Raw genomic sequence first — 24,207 nt, forward strand, 5'->3', positions numbered from 1 at the left:
CCGAGCAAGGAAAAGTTCGGTTCGGGCGCACACAGAGCAGGGGAGCCGGCGCGTCGTCCCTGCGCAGGCAGGGACCCAATGTTGCGTGAACGCGTGGGCAATCAGGCCCCTGCCTGCGCAGGGGCGACGTTGTTTCAGGCAGCTTGAAGCGCCAGCCGCGACGGGCGTACCGCCCCCTGCCCATTCAGCTTGAACACATCCACCGCCTGCGCCAGCCGGGACGCCTGCTCCTGCAGCGATGCCGCCGCCGCCGCCGCTTCCTCGACGAGGGCCGCGTTCTGCTGGGTGGTCTGGTCCATCTGGGCGATCGCCTGGTTGACCTGTTCGATGCCCGTCGTCTGTTCCTGGCTGGCCGACGAGATCTCGGCCATGATGTCCGTCACGCGCTGGATGGAGGTCACGACCTGTTCCATCGTGCTGCCGGCCTGGTCCACCAGCTTCGAGCCCGTATCGACCTTGGCGACGGAGTTGCCGATCAATTCCTTGATCTCCTTGGCGGCCGCCGCCGAGCGCTGGGCCAGCGTGCGCACCTCGCCGGCCACGACGGCGAAACCGCGGCCCTGTTCGCCGGCGCGGGCCGCTTCCACGGCCGCGTTCAGCGCGAGGATATTGGTCTGGAAGGCGATGCCGTCGATGACGGTGATGATGTCGACGATCTTCTTCGACGATTCGTTGATGGCGTTCATCGTGGTGACGACTTCGCCGACCACGGCGCCGCCCTGGGTCGCGACCTGCGAGGCGGCGATGGCCAGCTGGTTGGCCTGGCGCGCGTTGTCCGCGTTCTGGCGCACGGTGGTGGTCAGTTCTTCCATCGATGCCGCCGTCTGCTCCAGCGCGCTGGCCTGTTCCTCGGTGCGGCTGGACAGGTCGAGGTTGCCGGCGCCGATCTGGTTCGATGCGGTGGCGATGGTGTCGGTGCCGCCGCGCACCTGGCTGACGATGCCCACCAGGCTGTCGTTCATGTGGCGCAGCGCGCGCAGAAGCGCGGCCGTCTCGTCCTTGCCTTGCGGGTCGATGCGGCAGGTGAGGTTGCCGCTGGCAACGTCCTCGGCCACGCCGACGGCGGCGCGGATCGGGTCGACGATGCCGCGCGTCAGCTGCCAGGACGAGAAGGCGCCGATGGCGACCGCGCAAGCCGTCAGCATGGCGATCAGCTCGATGGTCGTCGTCTGGCTGCTCAGGATCGCTTCGTTGTGCGCATCCATCTTGCTGTGCTGCAGGTCGATCAATTGGTCGAGCAGGGCCTGGAAGCGCTTCGCCGTCGGCGTGAACGATTCGTCGAGGATCTTGACGGCCTGCGCCTGGTCGCCGTCGGCCTTGGCCTTCATCGCGGCGTTCGTGTAGGTGCGGTACAGCGTGCGCTGTTCGGCGATCTGCTTGAGCAGCGCCTGTTCGTCGGCATCGGTCAGCAGCGGTTCGATCTGTTTCAGCAGGTCGGCCGACTTGCCGGTGGTGGCGCTGGCGTCGTCCTTGAAGTAGGCGCTCAGGGATGGATCGCTGCTCTTGACGATGGCGGCGGTGCGGCGGATCGCGCCGAAGATCTGGGTGTTCCAGTCGGTAATCAGGCGTTCCTTCTTGAGGGGCAGGGCCATGGCGCGGGTCGATTCCGCCACCTGGTGCATACGCCACATGCCGAACGAGGCAATCGCCACGGTGACGGCGAGGATCAACGTGAAACCGACGCCGAGCCGCTTGCCGATACTAAGATTTCTCACAGTGCATCCCTTTCTACGAATGAAAGTTGTTTGCCCCGCATTGTAAGGATGTTTCCCGACAGAAAACATTACAGGAGGGAATTTTTGTGATTAATGGTGTTTAAAGACAACGTCATTTGTCGTTAAACGAGGGATGCGGGAGGGATGTGCCGGGGATGCGGGAGGGATGGGCGGGGGATGCGGCCATCGTGCGGGCCGGGCAGTTGGGTGCCCGGCCCTCAAGCGGATCAGAACGTTTCCCACTCGTCGGCGGCAGCGACGGGCTCCTTGCGTTCCACCTTGCTTGCCGACCTGGGCGCCGCAGCGCCGGTGGATGCTGCCTTGCGGGCGGGCGCGGCACGCAGCTGCGCGCGGGCAGGGGCGGTACGGCCCGCGGCCGGTACGACCGCGCCGCTCCTTGCCGGCGCGGCAGCCAGGCCGGCCTCGACCTTGAACACGCCCACGGCCTCGGCCAGGCGCGATGCCTGGTCCTGCAGGGAGCCCGCGGCGGCAGCCGCTTCCTCGACGAGGGCAGCGTTCTGCTGCGTGCTTTCGTCCATCTGGCCGATGGCGCCGTTCACCTGCTGGATGCCGTCCGTCTGTTCCTGGCTGGCCGACGAGATCTCGGCCATGATGTCCGTCACGCGCTGGATCGAGGCGACCACCTGCTCCATCGTGCTGCCGGCCTGGTCCACCAGTTTCGAGCCCGCATCGACCTTGGCGACGGAGTTGCCGATCAATTCCTTGATCTCCTTGGCGGCCGCCGCCGAACGCTGGGCCAGCGTGCGTACCTCGCCGGCGACCACGGCGAAGCCGCGGCCCTGCTCGCCGGCACGGGCCGCCTCGACGGCCGCGTTCAGCGCCAGGATATTGGTCTGGAACGCGATGCCGTCGATGACGGTGATGATGTCGACGATCTTCTTCGACGATTCGTTGATGGCGTTCATCGTGGTGACGACTTCGCCGACGACGGAACCGCCTTGCACGGCCACTTCGGACGCGCTGATCGCCAGCTGGTTGGCCTGGCGCGCATTGTCCGCATTCTGGCGCACGGTGTCGGTCAGGTGGGCCATCGATGCGGCCGTCTCCTCGATGGCGGCCGCCTGCTGTTCGGTACGGCTCGACAGATCGAGGTTGCCGCTGGCGATTTCGCCGGCGGCGCCGTGGATGGCGCCCGTGCCGCCGCGCACGTCGGTGACGATGCGCACGAGGCTGTCGTTCATGTGCGCCAGCGCGCGCAGCAGGGCGCCGGTCTCGTCGCGGTCGTCGTTCGCCGCGATGCGGCGGGTCAGGTCGCCGGACGCGACGGCTTCGGCCAGTTCGACGGCTTCGCGGATCGGACGCACGATGCCGCGCGTGAGGAACCAGGCGCAGACGATGCCGATGAGGAGGGCGCCGGCGCTGAGCATGGCGATGGTGCTGGCGCTCTTGGTGATGGTCGCTTCGATGGCGACGGCGCTGGCGGCGATCTGGTCGCGCTGCATGTCGACGAGCACGCCGACGGCGCCTTCGTAGGCCTTGGCGGCCGGCAGGAATTCCTTGTCGAGGATGCGCGTGGCTTCGTCGCCGTTGCCGCTCGCCTTGGCCTTCACGGCGGCTTCCTTGGCGGCCGCGTAGACCTTGCGCAGGTCGTTGATCTTGTAGAACTGGGCCTTTTCCTTGTCATTCGACAGCAGGGGCTCGATCTTCTGCATCAGCTCGGTAGCGCGGTTGGCCGTCATTTCGGCGTCCTGCTTGAAGAAGCCGGCCAGGCTGGGATCCGAACTCTTGACGACGGCGATCGTGCGGCGCACGGCGCCGAAAGTCTGGGTGCGCCATTCGGCGATCATCTGCTGCTTGGCCATCGGCACGTCCATCATCGCGCGCGTGTCCGCAGCCATCGCGCGCAAGTGCCAGATGCCGGCAACGGCGATCGCGAGCGTCAATGCCAGCACGAGCGCGAAGCCCGCCGCCAGCCGTTTTCCGATACTGAGATTTGCAAACCAAGCCATAAAATGCGTCCCCTGTCTACATGTAAATATGAAGGGTCATTCTATGATGGTTTCCGGCAACCAAAACTCACCAATTGTATGTTTTGGTGCTTTGACGCAACACAATATGATGAAAATCATCTTATGGTTGGCCGGATGAGAGTGGTGGCGGAAAAAGTGGCCGGCGAGGCGGCCAACGAGGTGGCCAACGAGGTGGCCACTGAGGTAGCCGGGGGAGGGGCAGCGGAAAGGCGTCCGGCGTGGCCGGGCGCCTCGTTGAAGCGTGACGTCAGGCGACGACGAGGGCGGAACGCGTTGCCGCGGCGGTCTCGACCTTGAACACGCCGACGGCCTCGGCCAGGCGCGACGCCTGGTCCTGCAGCGAACCGGCGGCAGCGGCCGCTTCCTCGACGAGGGCGGCATTCTGCTGGGTGCTTTCGTCCATCTGGCCGATGGCGCCGTTCACCTGCTGGATGCCGTCCGTCTGTTCCTGGCTGGCCGACGAGATCTCGGCCATGATGTCCGTCACGCGCTGGATCGAGGCGACCACCTGCTCCATCGTGGAGCCGGCCTGGTCCACCAGTTTCGAACCGGCGTCGACCTTAGCGACGGAGTTGCCGATCAATTCCTTGATCTCCTTGGCGGCCGCTGCCGAGCGCTGGGCCAGCGTACGCACTTCGCCCGCCACGACGGCGAAGCCGCGGCCCTGTTCGCCGGCGCGGGCTGCCTCGACGGCCGCGTTCAGCGCCAGGATATTGGTCTGGAACGCGATGCCGTCGATGACGGTGATGATGTCGACGATCTTCTTCGACGACTCGTTGATGGCGTTCATCGTGGTGACGACTTCGCCGACGACGGAACCGCCTTGCACGGCCACTTCCGACGCGCTGATCGCGAGCTGGTTGGCCTGGCGCGCATTGTCCGCATTCTGGCGCACGGTGTCCGTCAGGTGCGACATCGATGCCGCCGTCTCCTCGATGGCGGCCGCCTGCTGCTCGGTACGGCTCGACAGGTCGAGGTTGCCGCTGGCGATTTCGCCGGCGGCGCCGTGGATGGCGCCCGTGCCGCCGCGCACTTCCGTGACGATGCGCACGAGGCTGTCGTTCATGTGGCGCAGGGCGCGCAGCAGGGCACCGGTTTCGTCACGGTCGTCGTTCGCCGCGATGCGGCGGGTCAGGTCGCCGGAGGCGACGGCTTCGGCCAGTTCGACGGCCTCGCGGATCGGACGCACGATGCCGCGCGTGAGGAACCAGGCACAGGCGACGCCGATGAGGAGGGCGATCGCGGACAGCACGCCGATCGTGGTGGCGCTCTTCGTGATGGTGTTTTCGATGGCGACGGCGCTGGCGGCGATCTGCTCGCGCTGCAGTTCGACGAGCTCGCCGACCGCATTCTCGTAGGCCTTGGCGGCCGGCAGGAATTCCTTGTCGAGCATGCGCGCCGCTTCGTCCGCATTGCCGCCCGTCTTGGCCTTCACCGCGCCGTTCTTGGCATCCGTGTAGACCTTGCGCGCATCGACGATTTTCTTGAACTGCGCCTTTTCCTCCGCCGTCGACAGCAGCGGTTCGATCTTCTCGATCAGTTCCGTCGTGCGGCTGACGGTCTTGTCCGCGTCTTCCTTGAAGAAGGGGCCCAGGCTCGGATCCGAGCTCTTGACGATGGCGATCGTGCGGCGCACGGCGCCGAAGGTCTGGGTGCGCCATTCGGCGATCATCTGCTGCTTGGCCATCGGCTTGTCCATCATCGCGCGCGTGTCCGCGGCCATCGCGCGCAGGTGCCAGATGCCGGCGACGGCGATCGCCAGCGTCATCGCCAGCACGAGGGCAAAACCGGCGCCGAGGCGTTTGCCGATATTCAGGTTTGAAAGCACAGCCATAAGATTGATCCTTTGAGCGACGTCATTACGAGACTCGATTTTACGGTGCTTTCGGGCAACAATCTTTTTTAACTGAAGGTTTTGATGCTACTCCACAACAGAAAATTCGCTTAAATTCTTGTTCGCTAACTAAAAATGGCGGCGCCGTCTCTCCGCGGCGCCTTCCATGCTTTAGAACGTTTCCCATTCATCATTGCCGGCGCCCACGGTCGCGCGTGCCGCGGGGGCGGCAGCCTTCCTGGCGGTCGCTGCCCTGGGGGCTGCCGGACGCGCCCCGGGCAGTGCGGGACGCGTGGCCCGTGCGGCGGCTGCCGGGGCAGCGTGGGCGGCCGCGGCGGCGGCATCGACCTTGAACACGCCCACGGCTTGCGCCAGGCGCGACGCCTGGTCCTGCAGCGAACCGGCGGCAGCGGCCGCTTCCTCGACGAGGGCGGCGTTCTGCTGGGTGCTTTCGTCCATCTGGCCGATGGCGCCGTTCACCTGCTGGATGCCGTCCGTCTGTTCCTGGCTGGCCGACGAGATCTCGGCCATGATGTCCGTCACGCGCTGGATCGAGGCGACCACCTGCTCCATCGTGCTGCCGGCCTGGTCCACCAGTTTCGAGCCGGCGTCGACCTTGGCGACGGAGTTGCCGATCAATTCCTTGATCTCCTTGGCGGCGGCCGCCGAACGCTGGGCCAGCGTGCGCACCTCACCGGCGACCACGGCGAAGCCGCGGCCCTGTTCGCCAGCGCGGGCCGCCTCGACGGCCGCGTTCAGCGCCAGGATATTGGTCTGGAAGGCGATGCCGTCGATGACGGAAATGATGTCGACGATCTTCTTCGACGATTCGTTGATGGCGTTCATCGTGGTGACGACCTCGCCGACCACCGCGCCGCCCTGGACCGCCACTTCGGACGCGCTGATCGCCAGCTGGTTGGCCTGGCGCGCATTGTCCGCGTTCTGGCGCACGGTATCGGTCAGGTGCGCCATGGACGCCGCTGTCTCTTCGATGGCGGCGGCCTGCTGCTCGGTGCGGCTCGACAGGTCGAGGTTGCCGCTGGCGATCTCCCCGGCGGCGCCATGGATGGCATCGGTACCGCCGCGCACTTCGGTGACGATGCGCACGAGGCTGTCGTTCATGTGGGCCAGCGCGCGCAGCAGGGCGCCCGTCTCGTCGTGCGCCTTGCCGGCGTCGATGTGGCGGGTCAGGTCGCCGGACGCGACCGTTTCGGCGAGGCTGACGGCTTCGCGGATCGGTTTCACGATGCCGCGCGTGAGCAGGAGTGCGCTGATGGCGCCCAGCGCGACGGCGCAGGCCGTCAGGGCCATGATGAGGGTGCGGCTGAAGCCGACGTCGGCCTTCAGCACCTCGGCGTCGGCGGCGATGCGGGCCTGCTGCATGGCGACCAGTTGCTGTACGGCTTCCTGGTAGGCCTTGGCGGTCGGCGTGAATTTCTCGTCGAGGATCTTGTTGGCCTGGTCGACGTCCCCGTCGGCCTTGGCCTTGGTGACGGCGTCGCGCGCGCTCGAATACGATTTGCGCAGTTCCGCGATGCGGTCCCACAGCGCTTTTTCCTCGCCGGCCGCGATCAGCGGTTCGATCTGCTTGACCAGGTCGGCCGAGCGCTTGCTGGTCGCGGCGGAATCTTCCTTGAAATAGGCGTTTAGCGACGGGTCGCTGCTCTTGGCGATGGCGGCGGTGCGGCGCACGGCGCCGAAGATCTGCATATACCACTCGGTGATCAAGCGTTCCTTGGCCAGCGGTTCGGCCAGGACGGAACTGGTGTGGTCGGATGACTGCTGCAGGCGCGACATGGCGAAGCCGGCGATCGCGACGGCCATCGCCAGCGTCAGTGCGAAACCGAGCGCCAGGCGCTTGCCGATATTGAAGCTGCTGAAGATACCCATCGTTTCCCTTATGAAAGAAATTCCTGGCGGAAATATCTCAAGTTTAGTGGTTTTTGTGGTCCTGTCATTACTCCTTTGGGGTCATTGAAGACATTTTTGTGCACTTTTCCAACACTTGGGTGTAGATACGCCTGGGTGATGGCTGATCCTTGTATTTTTGCCACCGACCTACATCGCGCCTGTGCCGTGTCCGTCTGTACCACCTTGCCGATGGCGACACGGAAGCGCCTATTTCATAATTGCAATAAAGAAGTATTTGCAGGTTTAAGGTATAATTTCAATTTCCCGCGCGTGCCGTTCGGCACCATCAGCACAATGACCAAATTCGTATTCGTCACTGGCGGCGTCGTGTCTTCCCTGGGCAAGGGAATCGCGGCCGCCTCCCTCGCCGCGATCCTCGAATCGCGCGGCCTCAAAGTCACCATGCTCAAGCTCGACCCGTACATCAACGTGGACCCGGGCACCATGAGCCCGACCCAGCACGGCGAAGTGTTCGTCACCGACGACGGCGCCGAGACCGACCTGGACCTGGGCCACTACGAGCGCTTCATCAGCACCCGCATGAAGAAGGTGAACAACTTCACCACGGGCCAGATCTATGAATCGGTGATCCGCAAGGAGCGTCGTGGCGAGTACCTCGGCAAGACCGTGCAGGTCATTCCGCACATCACCAACGAGATCCAGGACTATATCCGCCGCGGCGCCGAAGGCGTGGACGTGGCGCTGGTCGAGATCGGCGGCACCGTCGGCGACATCGAATCGCTGCCGTTCCTGGAAGCCGCGCGCCAGCTGTCGCTGCGTTCGGGCCGCAAGGGCGCGGCCTTCGTGCACCTGACCCTGGTGCCGTACATCTCGTCGGCCGGCGAGCTGAAGACCAAGCCGACCCAGCACTCGGTGCAGAAACTGCGCGAGATCGGCATTTCGCCGAACGCGCTGCTGTGCCGCGCCGACCGCCGCATTCCGGACGACGAACGCGCCAAGATCTCGCTGTTCGCCAACGTCGAAGAGCAGGCCGTCATCTCCGTGTGGGACGTGGACACCATCTACAAGGTGCCGCAGGTGCTGTGCGACCAGGGCCTGGACGACATCATCCTGGAAGCCCTCGACATCCAGGCCCCGCCGGCCGACCTGTCGATGTGGACCAAGCTGATCCACACCCTCGAGAATCCGAAGCATGAAGTGACCATCGGCATGGTCGGCAAGTACGTCGACCTGATCGAATCGTACAAGTCGCTGACCGAGGCGCTGCGCCACGCCGGCATCCACACGGAAAGCCGCGTCAACATCGAGTACATCGATTCGGAAGAGATCGAATCGACGGGCTGCGCCAACCTGTCCAAGTACGACGCCATCCTGGTGCCGGGCGGCTTCGGCAAGCGCGGCGTGGAAGGCAAGATCATGGCCGCCCGCCATGCCCGCGAAAACAAGATTCCCTACCTGGGCATCTGCCTGGGCATGCAGGTGGCGCTGATCGAATACGCGCGCCACATGGCCGGCCTGCCGAACGCCAACTCCACCGAGTTCGATCCGGAGACCGACCAGCCGGTCGTCGCCCTGATCACCGAATGGCAGAACCACGACGGCAAGGTCGAGAAGCGCGACACCAATTCCGACCTGGGCGGCACCATGCGCCTGGGCGCCCAGACCTGCGCCGTGAACCCGGGCACGCTGGCCGCCGAGATCTACGGCAACGTCGTGACCGAGCGCCACCGTCACCGCTACGAAGCGAACAATTACTACCTGCCGAAGGTCGAAGCTGCAGGCCTCGTGGTCGCCGCGCGCACCCCGAACGAAGACCTGTGCGAGATCATGGAACTGCCGCGCCAGGCGCACCCGTGGTATGTCGGCGTCCAGTTCCACCCGGAATTCAAGTCGACCCCGCGCCACGGCCACCCGCTGTTCAGCTCGTTCATCCGCGCCGCGCTGGCGCACCAGGCAGGCAATGCCAACAACCAGGCCGCCAATACGCCGGCCGTGCAAGGAGATGCAGCATGAAACTGTGCGACTTCGAGGTCGGTCTCGACCAGCCGATCTTCCTGATCGCCGGCACCTGCGTGATCGAATCGCGCCAGATGGCCATGGACGTGGCCGGCCAGCTGAAGGAAATTACCTCGGCGCTGGGCATTCCGTTCATCTATAAATCGTCGTTCGACAAGGCCAACCGTTCTTCGGGCAAGTCGTTCCGCGGCCCGGGCATGGAAAAAGGCCTGGAGATCCTGGCCGACGTGCGCAAGGAGATCGGCGTGCCGGTCCTCACCGACGTGCATGACGAAGAAATGATCCCGCACGTGGCCAGCATGGTCGACGTGCTGCAGACCCCGGCCTTCCTGTGCCGCCAGACCGACTTCATCAACGCCTGCGCGCGTTCGGGCAAGCCGGTCAACATCAAGAAGGGCCAGTTCCTGGCCCCGGGCGACATGAAGAACGTGATCGAGAAGGCCCGCGCCGCCGCGGCGGAAGCAGGCCTGCCGGACCAGTTCATGGCCTGCGAGCGTGGCGCTTCGTTCGGCTACAACAACCTGGTGTCGGACATGCGTTCGCTCGCCATCATGCGCGAATCGAACTGCCCGGTCGTGTTCGACGCGACCCACTCGGTGCAGCTGCCGGGCGGCCAGGGCACCTCGTCGGGCGGCCAGCGCGAGCACGTGCCGGTGCTGGCGCGCGCCGCGGTCGCCGCGGGCGTGTCGGGCCTGTTCATGGAAACCCACCCGAACCCGGCCTGTGCGCTGTCGGACGGCCCGAACGCGGTGCCGCTGGGACGCATGAAGGAACTGCTCACGACGCTGGTCGATATCGACCGTATCGTTAAAAAAGCGGGATTCATCGAGTCCAACTTCGAATAAGTACTACACGTAAACCGTCGCCCCCGCGCAGGCGGGGGCCCAATTTCTGCACATGTTTCGATGGTGCGAGCAAAATTGGGCCCCTGCCTGCGCAGGGGCGACGGTATCGAAGCCCAGGCTTCGATACCGTCGATTTCTTACTTTCTGGAGACTAAAGAACCATGAGTGCTATCGTTGATATCATCGGCCGCGAAATCATCGACTCGCGCGGCAATCCGACCGTCGAATGCGATGTGCTGCTGGAATCGGGCGTGATGGGCCGCGCCGCCGTGCCGTCGGGCGCGTCGACCGGCTCGCGCGAAGCCATCGAGCTGCGCGACGGCGATCCGAAGCGTTACTTCGGCAAGGGCGTCCTGCAGGCCTGCGAAAACATCAACACCGAAATCAGCGAAGCCATCATGGGCCTGGACGCCAACGAACAGGCATTCCTGGACCGCACCCTGATCGACCTGGACGGCACCGAGAACAAGAGCCGCCTGGGCGCGAACGCGATGCTGGCCGTCTCCATGGCCGTCGCCAAGGCCGCCGCCGAAGAAGCCGGCCTGCCCCTGTACCGCTACTTCGGCGGTTCGGGCGCGATGCAGATGCCGGTGCCGATGATGAACGTCATCAACGGCGGCGCGCACGCCGACAACAACCTGGACATCCAGGAATTCATGATCATCCCGGTCGGCGCCCCGTCGTTCAAGGAAGCCATCCGCTACGGCGCCGAGGTGTTCCATACCCTCAAGAAGATCCTGCACAGCAAGGGCCTGAACACCGCCGTCGGCGACGAAGGCGGCTTCGCCCCGTCGGTCGCGAACCATGAAGAAGCCATCAAGCTGATCATGCAGGCGATCGAGCAGGCCGGCTACGTGGCCGGCCAGGACATCGCCATCGGCCTGGACTGCGCCGCCAGCGAGTTCTACAAGGACGGCCAGTACGTGCTGGAAGGCGAAGGCGGCCTGAAGCTGTCGGCCCAGGACTTCACCAATATGCTGGCGACCTGGTGCGACAAGTACCCGATCATCTCGATCGAGGACGCGATGGCCGAAGGCGACTGGGAAGGCTGGGCCACGCTGACCCAGGCGCTGGGCCGCAAGGTGCAGCTGGTGGGCGACGACCTGTTCGTCACCAACACGAAGATCCTGAAGGAAGGCATCCAGAAGGACATCGCCAACTCGATCCTCATCAAGATCAACCAGATCGGCACCCTGACCGAGACCTTCGCCGCCATCGAGATGGCCAAGCGCGCCGGCTACACGGCCGTGATCTCGCACCGTTCGGGCGAGACCGAGGACTCGACCATCGCCGACATCGCCGTCGGCATGAATGCCCTGCAGATCAAGACCGGCTCGCTGTCGCGTTCGGACCGCATGGCCAAGTACAACCAGTTGCTGCGCATCGAGGAAGACCTGGGCGACATCGCCAGCTACCCGGGCCGCGACGCGTTCTACAACCTGAAGTAATCGCTTGACCGGATGACGGGGCGGCCCGATCGGCGATTGCCGTACGGGCCGCTTTGCGCATCCGCCCACGAATTTCCATGCGCATCATCACTCTTGCCCTTGCCGTCCTCCTGCTGCTGATCCAGTACCCGCTTTGGCTGGGGAAGGGCGGCTGGCTGGCCGTGGCCGACCTGGAGTCGCAGCTCGACGCCAGCCATGCCAAGACCGAACAGCTCATCGCGCGCAACGCCAAGCTGGACTCGGAAGTGCGCGACCTGCGCGACGGCCTGGGCGCCGTCGAGGAACGGGCGCGCTACGAACTGGGCATGATCAAGTCCAACGAGATCTTCGTGCAGGTGCTGCGCAAGGACGAGAAGCCGGCCGTCATGATGACCGAGCCGCCGCCTCCACCGCCGCAGAAGGACAAGAAGCAGCCGCAACGGCCGCTCGACGATTGATGACGCGATTGATGCCATGAGCGACCTGCCGCCTTCCGACCCGTCCAGCCTCGGCACGCTCGACGCGATCGCCGCCTACCTGGCCGCCGCCTTCGAGTCGGGCGACGCCGACCTGCTGGCCGACGCGCTGGCGAACGTGTCGCGCGCCGACGGCCTGCCGCACCTGGCGGCCGCCGCCGGCGTGCCGCGCGCCCAGCTCGCCGCGGCCCTCGCCGCCGGCGAAATGAGCCTCGATACCACCCTCGCGATCATGAAGGTGATCGACCTGCACATGCCGCCGTCCACGCCGCAGGCGTGAACATCTTTGGCATGCCGCCAACATTGGCGGCATGTACCACCGTCCGGTTCAGCGGCAGGCGTCCTGCTGCGGGAAGTAGCCGGGATCGAGCAGCCCCGGAACGGTTTCGCCTTCGACGACGACGATCTCGCCGATGCTTTGCGCGCGCGCGACGATACGGTCGCCGTTCGCCACGTGGCTGCCGACCAGCGCGATGGGACGGTCGGCGAAGGTCGACGCGTGACCCGCGCCCGAGACGATCACGCTCTCGCTGCCGTCCGGATAGCGCACCCGGTCGCCCACGCAGGCGACGCGAAAGTCGTCGGCCTGGTGGTCGTCACCGGCGAGCACCACCTGGCCGCCGCGCCCCGTGCGCGAGCCGATGGTGGCGATGGGGTAGCGCGCCACGATGCGGCGCGAGGGCGGCGGGACATCCGCGGGCCTTGTGTCGAGTACATCCGGTGTGTCGCTGCAATCGATGGTGTCTGTCTGGTTCATTCCTGACCTCCAAAAGATTGGAACAAGCCGGACAATGCGTGCTTGCATGAAAGCCACATTGTCCCGGTGCCACGTGCACGCATCCGTACACTGGCCGTTATTGGACCGTGTGCTTGATCTTACCCAATTGATTCAAGTCAACTTGCTAGGGGGCATTGTGCGAATAGCAGGAAATTCCGACGGCATTCTAAGAAATGACTGACCGACGTCTGTACAGTCGCCTGTCGGACATCATCTCAACGTGCGGAAGCGAACCAAACTCTGCCGGTATGTTCCGATAGAATTCTGGAAAACGTTGCCATTTCTACCATGATCGGATCCAGATGGCCCCAGAACTCACCCGCCTTGCGACAGGCATTCCCGAACTCGACGCCGTGCTGCGCGGCGGCCTGCTGCGCAACCGCATCCACCTGATCGAAGGCCGCCCGGGCACGGGCAAGACCACGCTCGGATTGCGCTACCTGATCGAAGGCGTCAAGGCCGGAGACAGCTGCCTGTACCTGACGCTGTCGGAAACCGCCGAAGAGCTGCACGCCACGGCCCATAACCACGGCTGGTCGCTGGACGGGATCGAGCTCGTCGAGATGCTGCCGCTGTCCCCGGACGCGCCGGCGCCGCAGTCGATCCTGCTGCCGACGGAAAGCGAACTGTCGGAACTCGTGGACCGCCTGGCCCAGCGGGTCGAGCAGTCCGGCGCGGCCCGCGTCGTCATCGATTCAATGGTCGAGATCCGCCTGCTGGCACGCGACAGCGCGCACTACCGGCGCCAGATCATCGCCTTGCGCCAGCGCCTGACGCAGATGGGGGCGAGCGTGCTGCTGCTCGACGACGTGACGAGCGATCCGCCCGACTTCGACCTGCAGAGCGCCGCGCACGGGGTGATCGCGCTGGAACAGATGGAGCGCAGCTTCGGCGCCGCGCGCCGGCGCCTGCGCGTGGTCAAGCTGCGCGGCGGCGATTTCCAGAGCGGCTGGCACGACTACGCGATCCTCACTGGCGCGGTGCTGGTGTTTCCCAGCCTGATCGCGCAGGAACACCAGCGCGATTGCCCGCCGCTGGAGATCAATAGCGGCATCGACGATTTCGACGCGATGTTCGGCGGCCCGCTCACGGCCGGCAGCTCGACCATGATCCTGGGCCCGTCCGGCGTCGGCAAGACCACGCTGGCGCTGCAGTATGCGCTGGCCACGGTGCGCGCCGGCCACGACGTCGGCTACTTCAATTTCGACGAGTCGGAAACGACGCTGCGTTCGCGCGTGGTGGCGCACATGGGCGAGGGCGAGGTCGAGAACGACGGCAGCAAGGAGGACGGCGAGCATCCGCGCCACTTCCACCTGCGCCGCGTGAACCCGTCGCGCATCTCGCCGGGGGAATTCATCTGGAGCGTGCGCCGCCTGGTCGAGGACCGCAATGCGCGCCTGATCATCATCGACAGCATTAATTCCTACCTCGATATCATCCGCGAGGAAAAATCGCTGCTGCCGCAGATGCACGAGCTGTTCTCCTATCTCAGCAACATGAAGGTGATGGCGATCATCGTCGGCGCCCATTCGGCGCGGCTGGACACGTCGAAGGAGCCGGATGCCCTGAGCATCATCACCGACAATATCATTTCGCTGCGCTACTACGAGCGCGACAACGACGTGCACAAGGCGATCTGCGTGTTGAAGAAGCGCCAGGGCAAGCATGCAACCGCGATCCACGCCCTGGAATTGACCGAGGAAGGCGTGCGCATCGGCGCGCGTATCGACGTCGCCGACCGTGAGGCCGGTGCTTCGCCGCTTGAAGCGTGACACCGCCCCCGTCGCCGTCTTCGCCCCCGCCGCGGGCGATGCGGCCTTGTTGCGCGCGCTGCTCGACGGCGAAGGCGTGGCCTGGCAGGACTGCGCCGCGGCCGCCGACCTGTACGCGGCGCTGGGCGACCACGCGCTGGCCGCGGTCGTCACCGAGGAAGGGCTCTCGCACTGTTCACCCGAAGGACTCGAAGCCGCGCTGCGCCGCCAGTCGTCCTGGTCCGACGTGCCGCTGCTGGTCCTCGCCGGCACCGGCGCCGTCGACACGGACCGCTTCGCGCGTCTGGCCGGCATCGGCAACGTGACCCTGCTGGCGCGCCCGACGACGCGCCAGGCGCTGTTGATGGCGATCCGCTCGGCGCTGCGCACGCGCCGGCTGCAGTTCGCGCTGCGCGACCGGCTCGAGGAGCTGCACAGCCACGCCGGCCGGCTCGAGGACGCCGTGGCCGAACGCACGGCCTCGCTGGAGCGCGAAGTGCAGGAACGCCGCCGCGTCGAACAGGCGCTGGCCGAGGCGCGCCGCCTCGAATCGCTGGGGCGCCTGACCGGCGGCGTCGCGCACGACTTCAACAACATCCTGCAGGTCATCTCGGGCGGGGAAACCCTCGTGCGCATGCTGCTGGACAAGGATGCGCAGGCGCGCGTCGGCCGGGCGCTGGACAGCATCCGTCGCGCCAGCGAGCACGGCGCCGCGCTGACGCAGCAATTGCTCGCCTATGCGCGGCGCCAGCCGCTGGCCACGATCGTGCTGGACCTGCGGGCGCACTTGCGCGCCACCGCGGAACTGCTGCTGCGCACGCTCGGCGCCGAACGCAGCCTGCGCAGCCGCGTGGCGCGCGACACCTGGCCGGTGCTGGCCGACCCGGCGCAACTCGATGCGGCGCTGCTGAATATCGCGGGCAATGCGCGCGACGCCATGCCGCGCGGCGGCACGCTGACGCTGGCCGTGCGCAACTGGACGCTGCCCGATCCGGCCCTGCCGGAGGCGGCCCATCTCGCGGGGGATTTCGTCGGCGTCAGCCTCACGGACGACGGCGAAGGCATGTCCGAGGAGGTGGCGCGCCAGGCGTTCGAACCGTTCTTCACGACCAAGCCGGTCGGCAAGGGCACGGGCCTGGGCCTGTCCCAGGTGTACGGCTTCGCCATCCAGAGCCAGGGCTTCGCCTACATCCGGCGCGAACCGGTCGGCACCACGGTCGGCATGCTGCTGCCCCGCAGCAGCGCGCCGACGGAAGCGGAGGCCGTGCCGGAACGGGAAGGGATCGCATCGCTGGACGGCGTGCGCATCCTGTGCGTGGAAGACGATGCCGAAGTGGCGGAGACGACCGCGGCGCTGCTGCAAGGGCTGGGCGCCCGCGTGTCGGTCGCGTCCAGCGCCGACGCCGCGCTGACCGCCGACCTGGCCGCCTTCGACGTGGTGCTGTCGGACGTGATGATGCCCGGATCCATGGACGGCATCGGCCTGGCGCGCTGGATCGCCCAGCACCGCCCGGAGTTGCCGGTGGTGCTCGTCAGCGGCTACATGGTGGAGCCGGAACGGCTGCAGTCGCTGGGCGCGCAATTCATCCGCAAGCCGTTCGCGCTCGACGCGCTGGCCGCCGCCCTGCGCGCCGCGGCGGACGGCAGCGACGCGCGGCGCGAGCGCTCGCCCGGCTGATCGGCCGCTCAGTCGATCAGCGTCTTGACCATCACCCGCCCGTCCGGCATCGGGCTTTCCTGGCGCACCATCAGCTGGCTGCCCTTGGCGAACCAGAACGTGGATTCGCTGCCCGGCTGGTTGTAGTCCGTCTTGACGACCCAGCAGTCGACGGGGCCGGCGGGACCGGCAATCGCCGCCGACCCCGTCACGCGGAAACGGTAGCGCTGCGGCGCGGCCTTGCCGCCCGGGTGGTAGAAATTGATGCGCGCATCGTAGCCTTCCGCCAGCGGCAGCGCCTGCAGCAGCTCGATGTCGGTCTCGAAGTTGTAGGTCGGCTCGCTCGACGGCACCGACAAGTCCTTTTGCGTGTTGTCCGCCAGGTCCGGCATGCCGGTGATCCTGTCGGGGGCGAACAGGAAACCTTCGACCGTGCGCTTGCCGTCCTTGTCCAGGATGCGCTCGTGGCTGAGCGGGCGGAAGGTGCCCGCCTCGAACCAGGAATCGAAGGTGCGCACGGACGGCGCCGGCAGCACGCCGTCCCAGCGCTGGACGATGTGCAGCTGCTCCTTGCCGCCGCGCCGCTCGAGGCGCACTTCGCGGGTCCAGATGTCGATCGGCTGGCTGGCGCCGCTGGCGGGGACGCGCAGGAAGCGCAGGTAGTGGTGGGTGCCGGGCTTGAGCAGCGCGATGCGCGGCAACGGCGTGCCGACGTCGACGTCCTGCACGGCGGCGTTGGCGGACAGCGTCAGTGCCGCGGCACAGGCGGCAAGGGTCAAGCGGCAGGGCAGGGATGGCATGGCTCGGCTCCGGACGGTGACGATGCCGTCGAGTATCGGGCCGGGATGATCAGTGTGGCAAGAAAAAATGGATATGCATGCGTGAGGACATGCGGCCGTCAACGACGTCGTTCCCGGCATTGCCGTAAACGACGTCGTCCCTGCGCAGGCAGGGACCCAATTGCATGCGTTCCAATGACGCGAACACAACTTGGGTCCCTGCCTGCGCAGGGACGACAGTGTTATGCCGTGCGGATTACGCCGCTTGGCCGCCGTTCTCCAGGAAGGAACGCAGCATCCACGCGTTCTTCTCGTGGATTTCCATGCGGTCGCTCAGCATGCCGGCGCTCGGCTGGTCGTTGGCGGCATCGGCGATGCTGAAGGCGCTGCGCACGGTGCGGATCAGGGCTTCCTGGCCGTCGACCAACTGGCGGATCATTTCCTGGGCGTTCGGCACGCCGGCTTCTTCCTTGATCGACGACAGTTCGACGAAGCGGGCATAGGTGCCCGGTGCGAAGTGGCCCAGCGCGCGGATGCGCTCGGCGATGTCGTCCAGCGCGTTCCACAGTTCGGTGTACTGGTCCTGGAAGGTGGTGTGCAGGGTCTGGAACATCGGGCCCGTCACGTTCCAGTGGAAGTTGTGCGTCTTCAGGTACAGCATGTAGCTGTCCGCCAGCACGTGCGACAGTGCGTCGGCGATCTTCGCGCGATCTTCGGTGGTAATGCCGATATTGATGTTCATCTTATGTTCTCCATTGCTTTGTTAATCCACAGCAGAAACGCTGCATCGATACATAACAGCTTAACATTGTTGGCAAAGCGATGCTGTTTATATTACCAATGCATAAGATAGGGTTTTTCGATGGCGCGGCTTTGAGGCGATAAAAAAGGTGGGCATATGCATGCCCACCTTCTGGTGTCTCAAACGGAGCGGCTGAACACCGGGGTCAGAGCCCCTTGAACAGCAACACCGGGCTCTGACCCCTCTAGTGCTTGACGCCCGACGCCGGCGCCACCGCGTCGGCCGTCGTCTCGCTGGCGAACAGCTGCGCGCAGTCGACGGCGTCGAAGCCGTAGTGCTTGCCGCAGAAGTCGCAGTTGATGCCCAGTTCGCCCAGGTCGTGCAAGGCGGATTCGACTTCTTCGCGGCCCAGCATCTTGAGCATGTTGCCGACCTTCTCGCGCGAGCAGGTGCAGTGGAATTCCGGATGCAGCGGGTCGAACACGCGGATCGTCTCTTCCCAGAACAGGCGCTTGAGCAGGGTTTCCACGTCGGTCGACAGCAGTTCTTCCTGCTTCAGCGTCTGGCCCAGCATCACGGCGCGGTTCCAGGTCTCGGCATCTTCTTCCTCGCTCGCTTGCGCGACCTGGCCTTCGATATTGCTGTTGCGCGGCAGCTTCTGCAGCAGCAGGCCGCGCGCGACCTGGTCGTCCGCCGCCAGCCACAGCTTGGTGTCCATCTGTTCCGAGCGCAGCATGTAGTTCTCGATGATGGTGGCGATATCGTCGCCCACGAGCGGCACCACGCCCTGGTAGGGCTGCTGGCCCGGCACCTTGTCCTGCGGGTCGAGCGTGATCACGAAGCGGCCCTGGCCGCCCGCATTGAGCAACTCCTCGACCTTGGCATCGTCCGCGACGACGGCGCCGTCGCGCAGCTTGGCGGTGGCGCGCAGGTGCAGGTCGGCGTCGCAGTCGACCACCAGCAGTTTCACCGGACCGTCGCCATGGATCTGCATGACGATCGAACCGTTGAACTTCAGGTTGGCCGACAGCAGCGCGGCCGCGGCGACCATCTCGCCCAGCAGGGAGCGCACCGCTTTCGGGTAGTCGTGGCGCGACTGGATCTCGCGCCAGGCGTTGGAAATCTCGACCAGCTCGCCGCGCACGGCGGCGTTGTCGAAGATGAATTTTTGCAGGGTGTCCTTGCTGGTATCAGTCGTCATTCTTTTATCCGATTTTCTTGAGTTCCGCCTTGTAGCGGTGGCCGCGCTCGACATAGCCGGCCGCAATGCTTTCCAGTTTGCCCAGGTCTTCTGCCGTCAGGGTGCGCGCGACCTTCGCCGGGCTGCCCAGGATCAGCGAATGGTCCGGGAATTCCTTGCCTTCCGTGACGAGGGCGCCGGCGCCGATCAGGCAACCCTTGCCGATCTTCGCCCCGTTCAGCACCACGGCCTGGATGCCCACCAGCGTGCCGTCGCCAATGGTGCAGCCGTGCAGCATCGCCTGGTGGCCGATGGTGACGTTCTTGCCGAGCACCAGTGGAAAGCCCATGTCCGTATGCATCACGGTGCCTTCCTGCACGTTGCTGTTCTCGCCGATCGTGATGCGTTCGTTGTCGCCGCGCAGCGTGGCGCCGAACCACACCGAGGCATTCGCGTCGAGCGTCACCTTGCCGATCAGGTTGGCCGATTCGGCAACGTAGGCCGATGCATCGATCTCGGGTGCATGTTCGCCCAGCTGGTAAATCGCCATGGATGTGCTCGCGGAAGAAAGGTTGGAATGCCGCTATTTTACGCCCTCGCGTCCGCATCCATCGGCAGACGGCGAAGATGGGGCCGTGCTCCGGGAATTCAAGCTTTGCGCTTATAATCCGAATCGATCCGAACGACCGTACTATTTTAGCGAGCCGAGAAAGCGCCATGACACCGTCCCGTTCCGAATTCCTTCCCGTCCGCGGCCTGCGCCTGCACGTGCGCCACTGGGGCGACGAGGGCGCACCGATGCTGTTCATGGCGCACGGCTGGATGGACATGTCGGCCTCGTTCCAGTTCGTCGTGGATGCGCTGGCGGGCAACTGGCACGTGATCGCCCCGGACTGGCGCGGCTTCGGCCTGTCCGAACGTTCCGGCAGCGACACCTACTGGTATCCGGACTACCTCGCCGACCTCGAAGCCATCCTCGACCATTACGCGCCCCAGGCGCCCGTCAATCTGCTTGGCCACAGCATGGGCGGCAATATCGTCAGCCTGTACGCCGGCGTGCGGCCCGCGCGCATCGCCCGCCTGATCAACCTGGAAGGGTTCGGCCTGCCGGCGACCAGGCCGGAGCAGGCCCCGGGACGCTATGCCAAGTGGCTGGACGAACTGCGCACGCCGCCGGCCATGCGCGGCTATGCCGACCTGGGCGAGGTGGCGGTGCGCCTGCAGAAGACCAATCCGCGCCTGTCGAACGCGCGCGCCGCCTTCCTGGCCGGACACTGGGCGGCCCGGAACGGGGAGGGGCTGTGGGAAATCCTGGGCGACCCGGCGCACAAGATCACGAATCCGCTGCTGTACCAGGCCGAGGAAGTGCTCGCGTGCTGGCGCCGCATCGAGGCGCCCGTGCTGTGGGTCGAGGCCGAGCACACGGACATGTGGCGCTGGATGGGGCCGAAGGAGGGGGCGCGCGCGGAGATCGACCGGCGCCTGGGCATGCTGCGCAACGTGACGCCGCACATGATGCCGGACGCCGGGCACATGCTGCACCACGACCAGCCCGAGCGGCTGGCGCGCATGATCGAGGACTTCATCGCCACCACTTAGGGGTCAGAGCCCGGTGTTGCTTTTCGAAGGGGCTCTGACCCCGGTGTTGAACGACCCCGGTGTCCAACGAAGCCATTGCATGCTTGGCAATCCGTCCGCGGTTTTTGCGTTCCGCGTACAATGTGATCCATGCTCAAAGTCGACCTTCACTGCCATTCCAACGTTTCCGACGGCGTGCTCGCGCCTGCCGCCGTGGCCGCCTACGCCCGCAAGGGTGGCGTTGATGCCTGGGCGCTGACCGACCACGACGAGGTCGGCGGCATCAAGGCCGCGCGCGCGCGGGCGCTGGAACTGGGCATGCGTTTCGTGGCCGGCGTCGAGATCTCGATCACGTGGGCGAACGAGACCGTGCACCTGGTCGGCCTGCAGGTCGACGAGGACAACGCCATCCTCAACCGCGGCCTGGCCGCCACCCGCGCGGGCCGCGATGCGCGCGGCCGCGAGATCGCCGCCCAGCTCGAGCGCGCCGGCATTCCGAATGCCTACGAGGGCGCCGTCAAGTACGTGGGCAACCCGGACCTGCTGTCGCGCACCCATTTCGCGCGCTACCTGTGCGAGATCGGCGCCTGCAACACGACGTCCGAAGTATTCCGCAAATTCCTCACCGAGGGCCGGCCCGGCTACGTGCCGCACCGCTGGGCCACGCTGGCCGACGCGATGGGCTGGATCCGCGCCGCCGGCGGCATCCCCGTGATCGCCCACCCGGGCCGCTACCGCTTCGACGAAACGGCGGAAGGCGCGCTGTTCGACGAATTCCGCCAGCTGGGCGGCAACGCCATCGAGGTCGTCACGGGCAGCCACACGCCGGACCAGTACGCGATCTATGCCGAAAAGGCGCGCCGCTACGGCTTCCTGGCCTCGCGCGGCACCGACTTCCACGCGCCGGGCGAGGCGCGCGTCGAATTCGACAAGCTGCCGCCGCTGCCGGCGGACCTGAAACCCGTCTGGCACGACTGGTTTTAACGAGCGAACTTGGGCCCCTGCCTTCGCAGGGGCGACGCTCTGGCGCTTGGAACGACCTTAACAAAGCCAATCGCAAAGCCGATCATCGCTTGAATTTCGTCCATCATGGCCTTATCTTGACGGTCTGATAAGCAGTATTCGTCCGGAGCGTCGCCGCCATGAAACGCATCGTCCTGTTCCTCGCCACTAACCTCGCGGTGGTGCTCGTCCTGTCGGTCGTGCTGAACCTGCTGGGCGTCGCGCGTCCCGTGAGCGGCGCCGGCATCAACGTGCCCGCCTTGCTGGTGTTCTCGCTGGTCGTCGGCTTTACGGGCTCGATCATTTCCCTGTTGATGAGCAAACCCATGGCCAAGTGGTCGACGGGCGCGCGCGTCATCGACCAGCCGGCCAATGCGAGCGAGTTGTGGCTGGTGAATACCGTGCGCGCGCTGGCCGAGCGGGCCGGCATCGGCATGCCGGAAGTGGCCGTGTACGAGGGTGAACCGAATGCCTTCGCGACGGGCGCCTTCAAGCATTCCGCCCTCGTGGCCGTGTCCACGGGCCTGCTCGCCAACATGAACCGCGACGAGGTCGAGGCCGTGCTGGGCCACGAGGTCGCCCACGTCGCCAACGGCGACATGGTCACGCTCACGCTGATCCAGGGCGTGGTGAACACCTTCGTCGTGTTCCTGGCGCGCGTGGTCGGCTTCTTCGTCGACAATATGCTGTTCCGCAAGGGCGAGGACGACCGCGGTCCCGGCATCGGCTACATGATCACCGTGTTCGTCTGCGAGCTCGTGTTCGGCCTGCTGGCCTCGGTCATCGTCGCCTGGTTCTCGCGCCAGCGCGAGTTCCGTGCCGACGCCGGTTCGGCGCGCCTGCTGGGCAGCCCGGTGCCGATGCAGCATGCGCTGGCGCGCCTGAGCGGCTTGCACACGGGCGGCCTGCCGCAATCGATGGCCGCTTCCGGCATTGCCGGCGGCGGTGGCGGCTGGGGCGCGCTGTTCGCCACCCACCCGCCGATGGAAGAACGCATCGCGGCGCTGCAGGCGCTGCGCCAGACCAACTATGCGCGTTGAGCGCCAACCGATACGATGAGCCAATATTTCGAGATCCACCCCGACAATCCCCAGCCGCGCCTGCTGCGCCAGGCGGCCCAGATCATCCAGTCGGGCGGCATCGTCGCCGCCCCCACCGACTCCGCCTATGCCCTCGTGTGCCGCCTCGACGACAAGGCGGCCGTCGAGCGGCTGCGCCGCATCCGCGGCGTCGACGAGAAGCACCACCTGACGCTGCTGGTGCGCGACCTGTCCGAGATCGCCCTGTACGCGCGCGTCGACAACCAGCAGTACCGCCAGCTGAAGGCCGTCACGCCGGGACCGTTCACGATCATCCTGGAGGCGACGCGCGAACTGCCGCGCCGCCTGTCCCACCCGCAGCGCAAGACGATCGGCATCCGCGTGCCGGAAAACACGATCCTGCTGGCGCTGCTGGACGAGGTGGGAGAGCCGCTGATCGGCACCACGCTGCAGCTGCCCGGCGACGACCACATGCTGTCCGACCCCGAGGAAGTGCAGGAGCGCCTCGGCAAGCAGATCGAGCTGGTGATCGACGGCGGCGCCGGCACGCTGGAGCCCACCACCATCGTCGACCTGACGGGACCCGAGCCGGCGCTGCTGCGCGAAGGGCGGGGGGGGCCGGCCGTGTTCGGACTGTAACTCACGATATCTAAAGTAAACCGTCATTCCCGCGAAGGCGGGAATCCATGCGGATATGCCGAAGTCGACCTGCCGGACGATAGTGGCATCCTTGATATAGCGAATCCGGTTGCTCGGCATGGGTTCCCGCCTGCGCGGGAACGACGTGGCTCTTTAGTTGCTTTTACTTACCACTTCTGGCTGTCCCGACCACACCCTCTGTTAGAATCGCAGAATGGATGAACTCATACGCAACCTAGCGGTCTACGCACTTCCCGTCCTCTTTGCGATCACGATGCACGATGCCGCCCAGGCATTCGTCGCCCGCCGCCTCGGAGACAATACCGCCCACGCCGCCGGCCGGACTACCCTGAATCCGCTGGCCCACATCGATCCCATCGGTACCGTCGTCATTCCCGCCGTCATGTATCTGATGACGAGCTTCGTGTTCGGCTACGCCAAGCCGCTGCCGCTGAACTACGGCCAGATGAAGCACCCGAAGCGCGACATGGCCCTCGTGGCCCTGTCCGGTCCGGGCGCCAACTTCCTGATGGCCTTCCTGTGGATGCTGCTGGCGATCTGCCTGCACGTGTTCGACGTCCAGGAAGATTTTCCCAGCCTCGTGGCCAGCGCCGGCATCAAGACCAATCTGTGGCTGATGGCGTTCAACCTGCTGCCGATCCCGTCCATGGACGGCGGCCGCATCGTGTTCAGCCTGCTGCCGCACAAGGCCGCCTACCAGTACGCGCGCCTGGAGCCGTACGGCTTCCTGATCCTGCTGGCGCTGATCCTGCTGAAGGTCGTCACCTACTGGCTGTTCTTCGTCGAGACGGTGGCCGGCATCGGGCTGCGGCTGCTGGCCATGCCGCTGCTGGCCCTCGTGGGCGGCAGCTGAGCGGCAGCGCG

21 protein-coding genes are annotated in these 24,207 nt (G+C 65.9%); 12 read left to right on the forward strand and 9 right to left on the reverse strand.

The annotated features are described in order from the left end of the window. Window positions 1–134: 134 nt before the first annotated feature. The 4 genes from ACI1V7_RS01455 to ACI1V7_RS01470 form a co-directional block, all read right to left on the reverse strand. A complete protein-coding gene (locus ACI1V7_RS01455) occupies window positions 135–1,715 on the reverse strand; it encodes a methyl-accepting chemotaxis protein (protein WP_404530015.1) in 1,581 nt (526 codons plus the stop codon). Between the two features lie 227 nt (window positions 1,716–1,942). Continuing rightward, window positions 1,943–3,685 carry a methyl-accepting chemotaxis protein gene (locus tag ACI1V7_RS01460; protein WP_404530016.1) on the reverse strand — a complete coding sequence of 581 codons (1,743 nt, stop codon included), beginning with the start codon at window positions 3,683–3,685 and terminating at the stop codon, window positions 1,943–1,945. Window positions 3,686–3,953: 268 nt separating this feature from the next. After that, a complete protein-coding gene (locus ACI1V7_RS01465; RefSeq protein WP_404530017.1) occupies window positions 3,954–5,540 on the reverse strand; it encodes a methyl-accepting chemotaxis protein in 1,587 nt (528 codons plus the stop codon). Between the two features lie 171 nt (window positions 5,541–5,711). After that, the gene (locus tag ACI1V7_RS01470) at window positions 5,712–7,430 is read right to left on the reverse strand and encodes a methyl-accepting chemotaxis protein (RefSeq protein WP_404530018.1); all 1,719 of its coding nucleotides are present in this window, start codon (window positions 7,428–7,430) and stop codon (window positions 5,712–5,714) included. Between the two features lie 315 nt (window positions 7,431–7,745). Here ACI1V7_RS01470 and pyrG point away from each other — a divergent pair, with 315 nt between their 5' ends. From pyrG to ACI1V7_RS01495, 5 genes are all read left to right on the forward strand, one after another. Next, the gene (gene pyrG, locus ACI1V7_RS01475; RefSeq protein ID WP_404530019.1) at window positions 7,746–9,425 is read left to right on the forward strand and encodes a CTP synthase; all 1,680 of its coding nucleotides are present in this window, start codon (window positions 7,746–7,748) and stop codon (window positions 9,423–9,425) included. Next, entirely contained in the window at window positions 9,422–10,273 is an 852-nt protein-coding gene (gene kdsA / locus ACI1V7_RS01480) for a 3-deoxy-8-phosphooctulonate synthase (protein ID WP_290412019.1), read from the forward strand. The genes pyrG and kdsA overlap by 4 nt, the downstream gene beginning before the upstream one ends. Before the next feature lie 161 nt (window positions 10,274–10,434). After that, complete coding sequence (gene eno / locus ACI1V7_RS01485) at window positions 10,435–11,721, forward strand: phosphopyruvate hydratase (protein WP_404530020.1); 1,287 nt, start codon at window positions 10,435–10,437, stop codon at window positions 11,719–11,721. A gap of 77 nt (window positions 11,722–11,798) precedes the next feature. Then, the gene (gene ftsB, locus ACI1V7_RS01490) at window positions 11,799–12,158 is read left to right on the forward strand and encodes a cell division protein FtsB (RefSeq protein WP_404530021.1); all 360 of its coding nucleotides are present in this window, start codon (window positions 11,799–11,801) and stop codon (window positions 12,156–12,158) included. A gap of 16 nt (window positions 12,159–12,174) precedes the next feature. Then, window positions 12,175–12,456: a hypothetical protein gene (locus ACI1V7_RS01495; RefSeq protein ID WP_404530022.1), complete on the forward strand. Its 282-nt coding sequence runs from the start codon at window positions 12,175–12,177 to the stop codon at window positions 12,454–12,456. A gap of 48 nt (window positions 12,457–12,504) precedes the next feature. On the opposite strand, the gene ACI1V7_RS01500 is transcribed toward ACI1V7_RS01495, so the two are convergent. Continuing rightward, window positions 12,505–12,933 carry a PAAR domain-containing protein gene (locus ACI1V7_RS01500; RefSeq protein ID WP_404530023.1) on the reverse strand — a complete coding sequence of 143 codons (429 nt, stop codon included), beginning with the start codon at window positions 12,931–12,933 and terminating at the stop codon, window positions 12,505–12,507. A gap of 323 nt (window positions 12,934–13,256) precedes the next feature. On the opposite strand from ACI1V7_RS01500, the gene ACI1V7_RS01505 reads away from it, so the two are divergent. Both ACI1V7_RS01505 and ACI1V7_RS01510 read left to right on the forward strand, forming a co-directional pair. Continuing rightward, entirely contained in the window at window positions 13,257–14,726 is a 1,470-nt protein-coding gene (locus ACI1V7_RS01505) for an ATPase domain-containing protein (protein WP_404530024.1), read from the forward strand. Continuing rightward, window positions 14,716–16,383 (forward strand): response regulator, encoded by a 1,668-nt coding sequence (locus ACI1V7_RS01510; RefSeq protein WP_404530025.1) that lies wholly within the window; start codon window positions 14,716–14,718, stop codon window positions 16,381–16,383. Before ACI1V7_RS01505 ends, ACI1V7_RS01510 begins: the two co-directional genes overlap by 11 nt. A gap of 8 nt (window positions 16,384–16,391) precedes the next feature. On the opposite strand, the gene ACI1V7_RS01515 is transcribed toward ACI1V7_RS01510, so the two are convergent. The 4 genes from ACI1V7_RS01515 to ACI1V7_RS01530 all read right to left on the reverse strand — a co-directional run bounded on the left by ACI1V7_RS01515 (window position 16,392) and on the right by ACI1V7_RS01530 (window position 19,613). Further along, window positions 16,392–17,162, reverse strand: coding sequence for a DUF3108 domain-containing protein (locus ACI1V7_RS01515; protein ID WP_404530026.1), 771 nt, complete (start codon window positions 17,160–17,162; stop codon window positions 16,392–16,394). 235 nt (window positions 17,163–17,397) lie between these two features. Further along, window positions 17,398–17,883, reverse strand: coding sequence for a Dps family protein (locus ACI1V7_RS01520; RefSeq protein WP_404530027.1), 486 nt, complete (start codon window positions 17,881–17,883; stop codon window positions 17,398–17,400). Window positions 17,884–18,127: 244 nt separating this feature from the next. Further along, window positions 18,128–19,084, reverse strand: coding sequence for an Hsp33 family molecular chaperone HslO (gene hslO / locus ACI1V7_RS01525; protein WP_404530028.1), 957 nt, complete (start codon window positions 19,082–19,084; stop codon window positions 18,128–18,130). 4 nt (window positions 19,085–19,088) lie between these two features. Beyond that, the gene (locus ACI1V7_RS01530) at window positions 19,089–19,613 is read right to left on the reverse strand and encodes a gamma carbonic anhydrase family protein (protein ID WP_404530029.1); all 525 of its coding nucleotides are present in this window, start codon (window positions 19,611–19,613) and stop codon (window positions 19,089–19,091) included. Window positions 19,614–19,780: 167 nt separating this feature from the next. Here ACI1V7_RS01530 and ACI1V7_RS01535 point away from each other — a divergent pair, with 167 nt between their 5' ends. The 5 genes from ACI1V7_RS01535 to ACI1V7_RS01555 all read left to right on the forward strand — a co-directional run bounded on the left by ACI1V7_RS01535 (window position 19,781) and on the right by ACI1V7_RS01555 (window position 24,196). Then, entirely contained in the window at window positions 19,781–20,662 is an 882-nt protein-coding gene (locus ACI1V7_RS01535) for an alpha/beta fold hydrolase (RefSeq protein WP_404530030.1), read from the forward strand. A gap of 129 nt (window positions 20,663–20,791) precedes the next feature. Further along, on the forward strand, window positions 20,792–21,625 hold the full coding sequence (locus ACI1V7_RS01540) for a 3',5'-nucleoside bisphosphate phosphatase (RefSeq protein WP_404530031.1): 834 nt from the start codon (window positions 20,792–20,794) through the stop codon (window positions 21,623–21,625). Between the two features lie 158 nt (window positions 21,626–21,783). Beyond that, on the forward strand, window positions 21,784–22,683 hold the full coding sequence (gene htpX / locus ACI1V7_RS01545; RefSeq protein WP_404530032.1) for a protease HtpX: 900 nt from the start codon (window positions 21,784–21,786) through the stop codon (window positions 22,681–22,683). 15 nt (window positions 22,684–22,698) lie between these two features. Then, window positions 22,699–23,322 carry an L-threonylcarbamoyladenylate synthase gene (locus tag ACI1V7_RS01550; RefSeq protein WP_404530033.1) on the forward strand — a complete coding sequence of 208 codons (624 nt, stop codon included), beginning with the start codon at window positions 22,699–22,701 and terminating at the stop codon, window positions 23,320–23,322. A 214-nt stretch (window positions 23,323–23,536) separates the two neighbouring features. After that, entirely contained in the window at window positions 23,537–24,196 is a 660-nt protein-coding gene (locus ACI1V7_RS01555; RefSeq protein WP_404530034.1) for a site-2 protease family protein, read from the forward strand. Window positions 24,197–24,207: the final 11 nt, after the last annotated feature.

The organism is Massilia paldalensis (genome assembly GCF_044901715.1).
Taxonomy (GTDB): domain Bacteria; phylum Pseudomonadota; class Gammaproteobacteria; order Burkholderiales; family Burkholderiaceae_D; genus Telluria; species Telluria paldalensis.

Coding starts and splice junctions, on each gene's coding strand:
- ACI1V7_RS01460 (WP_404530016.1), bottom strand. CDS start 3,685: ATGGCTTGGTTTGCAAATCTCAGTATCGGAAAACGGCTGGCGGCGGGC.
- ACI1V7_RS01465 (WP_404530017.1), bottom strand. CDS start 5,540: ATGGCTGTGCTTTCAAACCTGAATATCGGCAAACGCCTCGGCGCCGGT.
- ACI1V7_RS01470 (WP_404530018.1), bottom strand. CDS start 7,430: ATGGGTATCTTCAGCAGCTTCAATATCGGCAAGCGCCTGGCGCTCGGT.
- pyrG (WP_404530019.1), top strand. CDS start 7,746: ATGACCAAATTCGTATTCGTCACTGGCGGCGTCGTGTCTTCCCTGGGC.
- kdsA (WP_290412019.1), top strand. CDS start 9,422: ATGAAACTGTGCGACTTCGAGGTCGGTCTCGACCAGCCGATCTTCCTG.
- eno (WP_404530020.1), top strand. CDS start 10,435: ATGAGTGCTATCGTTGATATCATCGGCCGCGAAATCATCGACTCGCGC.
- ftsB (WP_404530021.1), top strand. CDS start 11,799: ATGCGCATCATCACTCTTGCCCTTGCCGTCCTCCTGCTGCTGATCCAG.
- ACI1V7_RS01495 (WP_404530022.1), top strand. CDS start 12,175: ATGAGCGACCTGCCGCCTTCCGACCCGTCCAGCCTCGGCACGCTCGAC.
- ACI1V7_RS01500 (WP_404530023.1), bottom strand. CDS start 12,933: ATGAACCAGACAGACACCATCGATTGCAGCGACACACCGGATGTACTC.
- ACI1V7_RS01505 (WP_404530024.1), top strand. CDS start 13,257: ATGGCCCCAGAACTCACCCGCCTTGCGACAGGCATTCCCGAACTCGAC.
- ACI1V7_RS01515 (WP_404530026.1), bottom strand. CDS start 17,162: ATGCCATCCCTGCCCTGCCGCTTGACCCTTGCCGCCTGTGCCGCGGCA.
- ACI1V7_RS01520 (WP_404530027.1), bottom strand. CDS start 17,883: ATGAACATCAATATCGGCATTACCACCGAAGATCGCGCGAAGATCGCC.
- hslO (WP_404530028.1), bottom strand. CDS start 19,084: ATGACGACTGATACCAGCAAGGACACCCTGCAAAAATTCATCTTCGAC.
- ACI1V7_RS01530 (WP_404530029.1), bottom strand. CDS start 19,613: ATGGCGATTTACCAGCTGGGCGAACATGCACCCGAGATCGATGCATCG.
- ACI1V7_RS01535 (WP_404530030.1), top strand. CDS start 19,781: ATGACACCGTCCCGTTCCGAATTCCTTCCCGTCCGCGGCCTGCGCCTG.
- ACI1V7_RS01540 (WP_404530031.1), top strand. CDS start 20,792: ATGCTCAAAGTCGACCTTCACTGCCATTCCAACGTTTCCGACGGCGTG.
- htpX (WP_404530032.1), top strand. CDS start 21,784: ATGAAACGCATCGTCCTGTTCCTCGCCACTAACCTCGCGGTGGTGCTC.
- ACI1V7_RS01550 (WP_404530033.1), top strand. CDS start 22,699: ATGAGCCAATATTTCGAGATCCACCCCGACAATCCCCAGCCGCGCCTG.
- ACI1V7_RS01555 (WP_404530034.1), top strand. CDS start 23,537: ATGGATGAACTCATACGCAACCTAGCGGTCTACGCACTTCCCGTCCTC.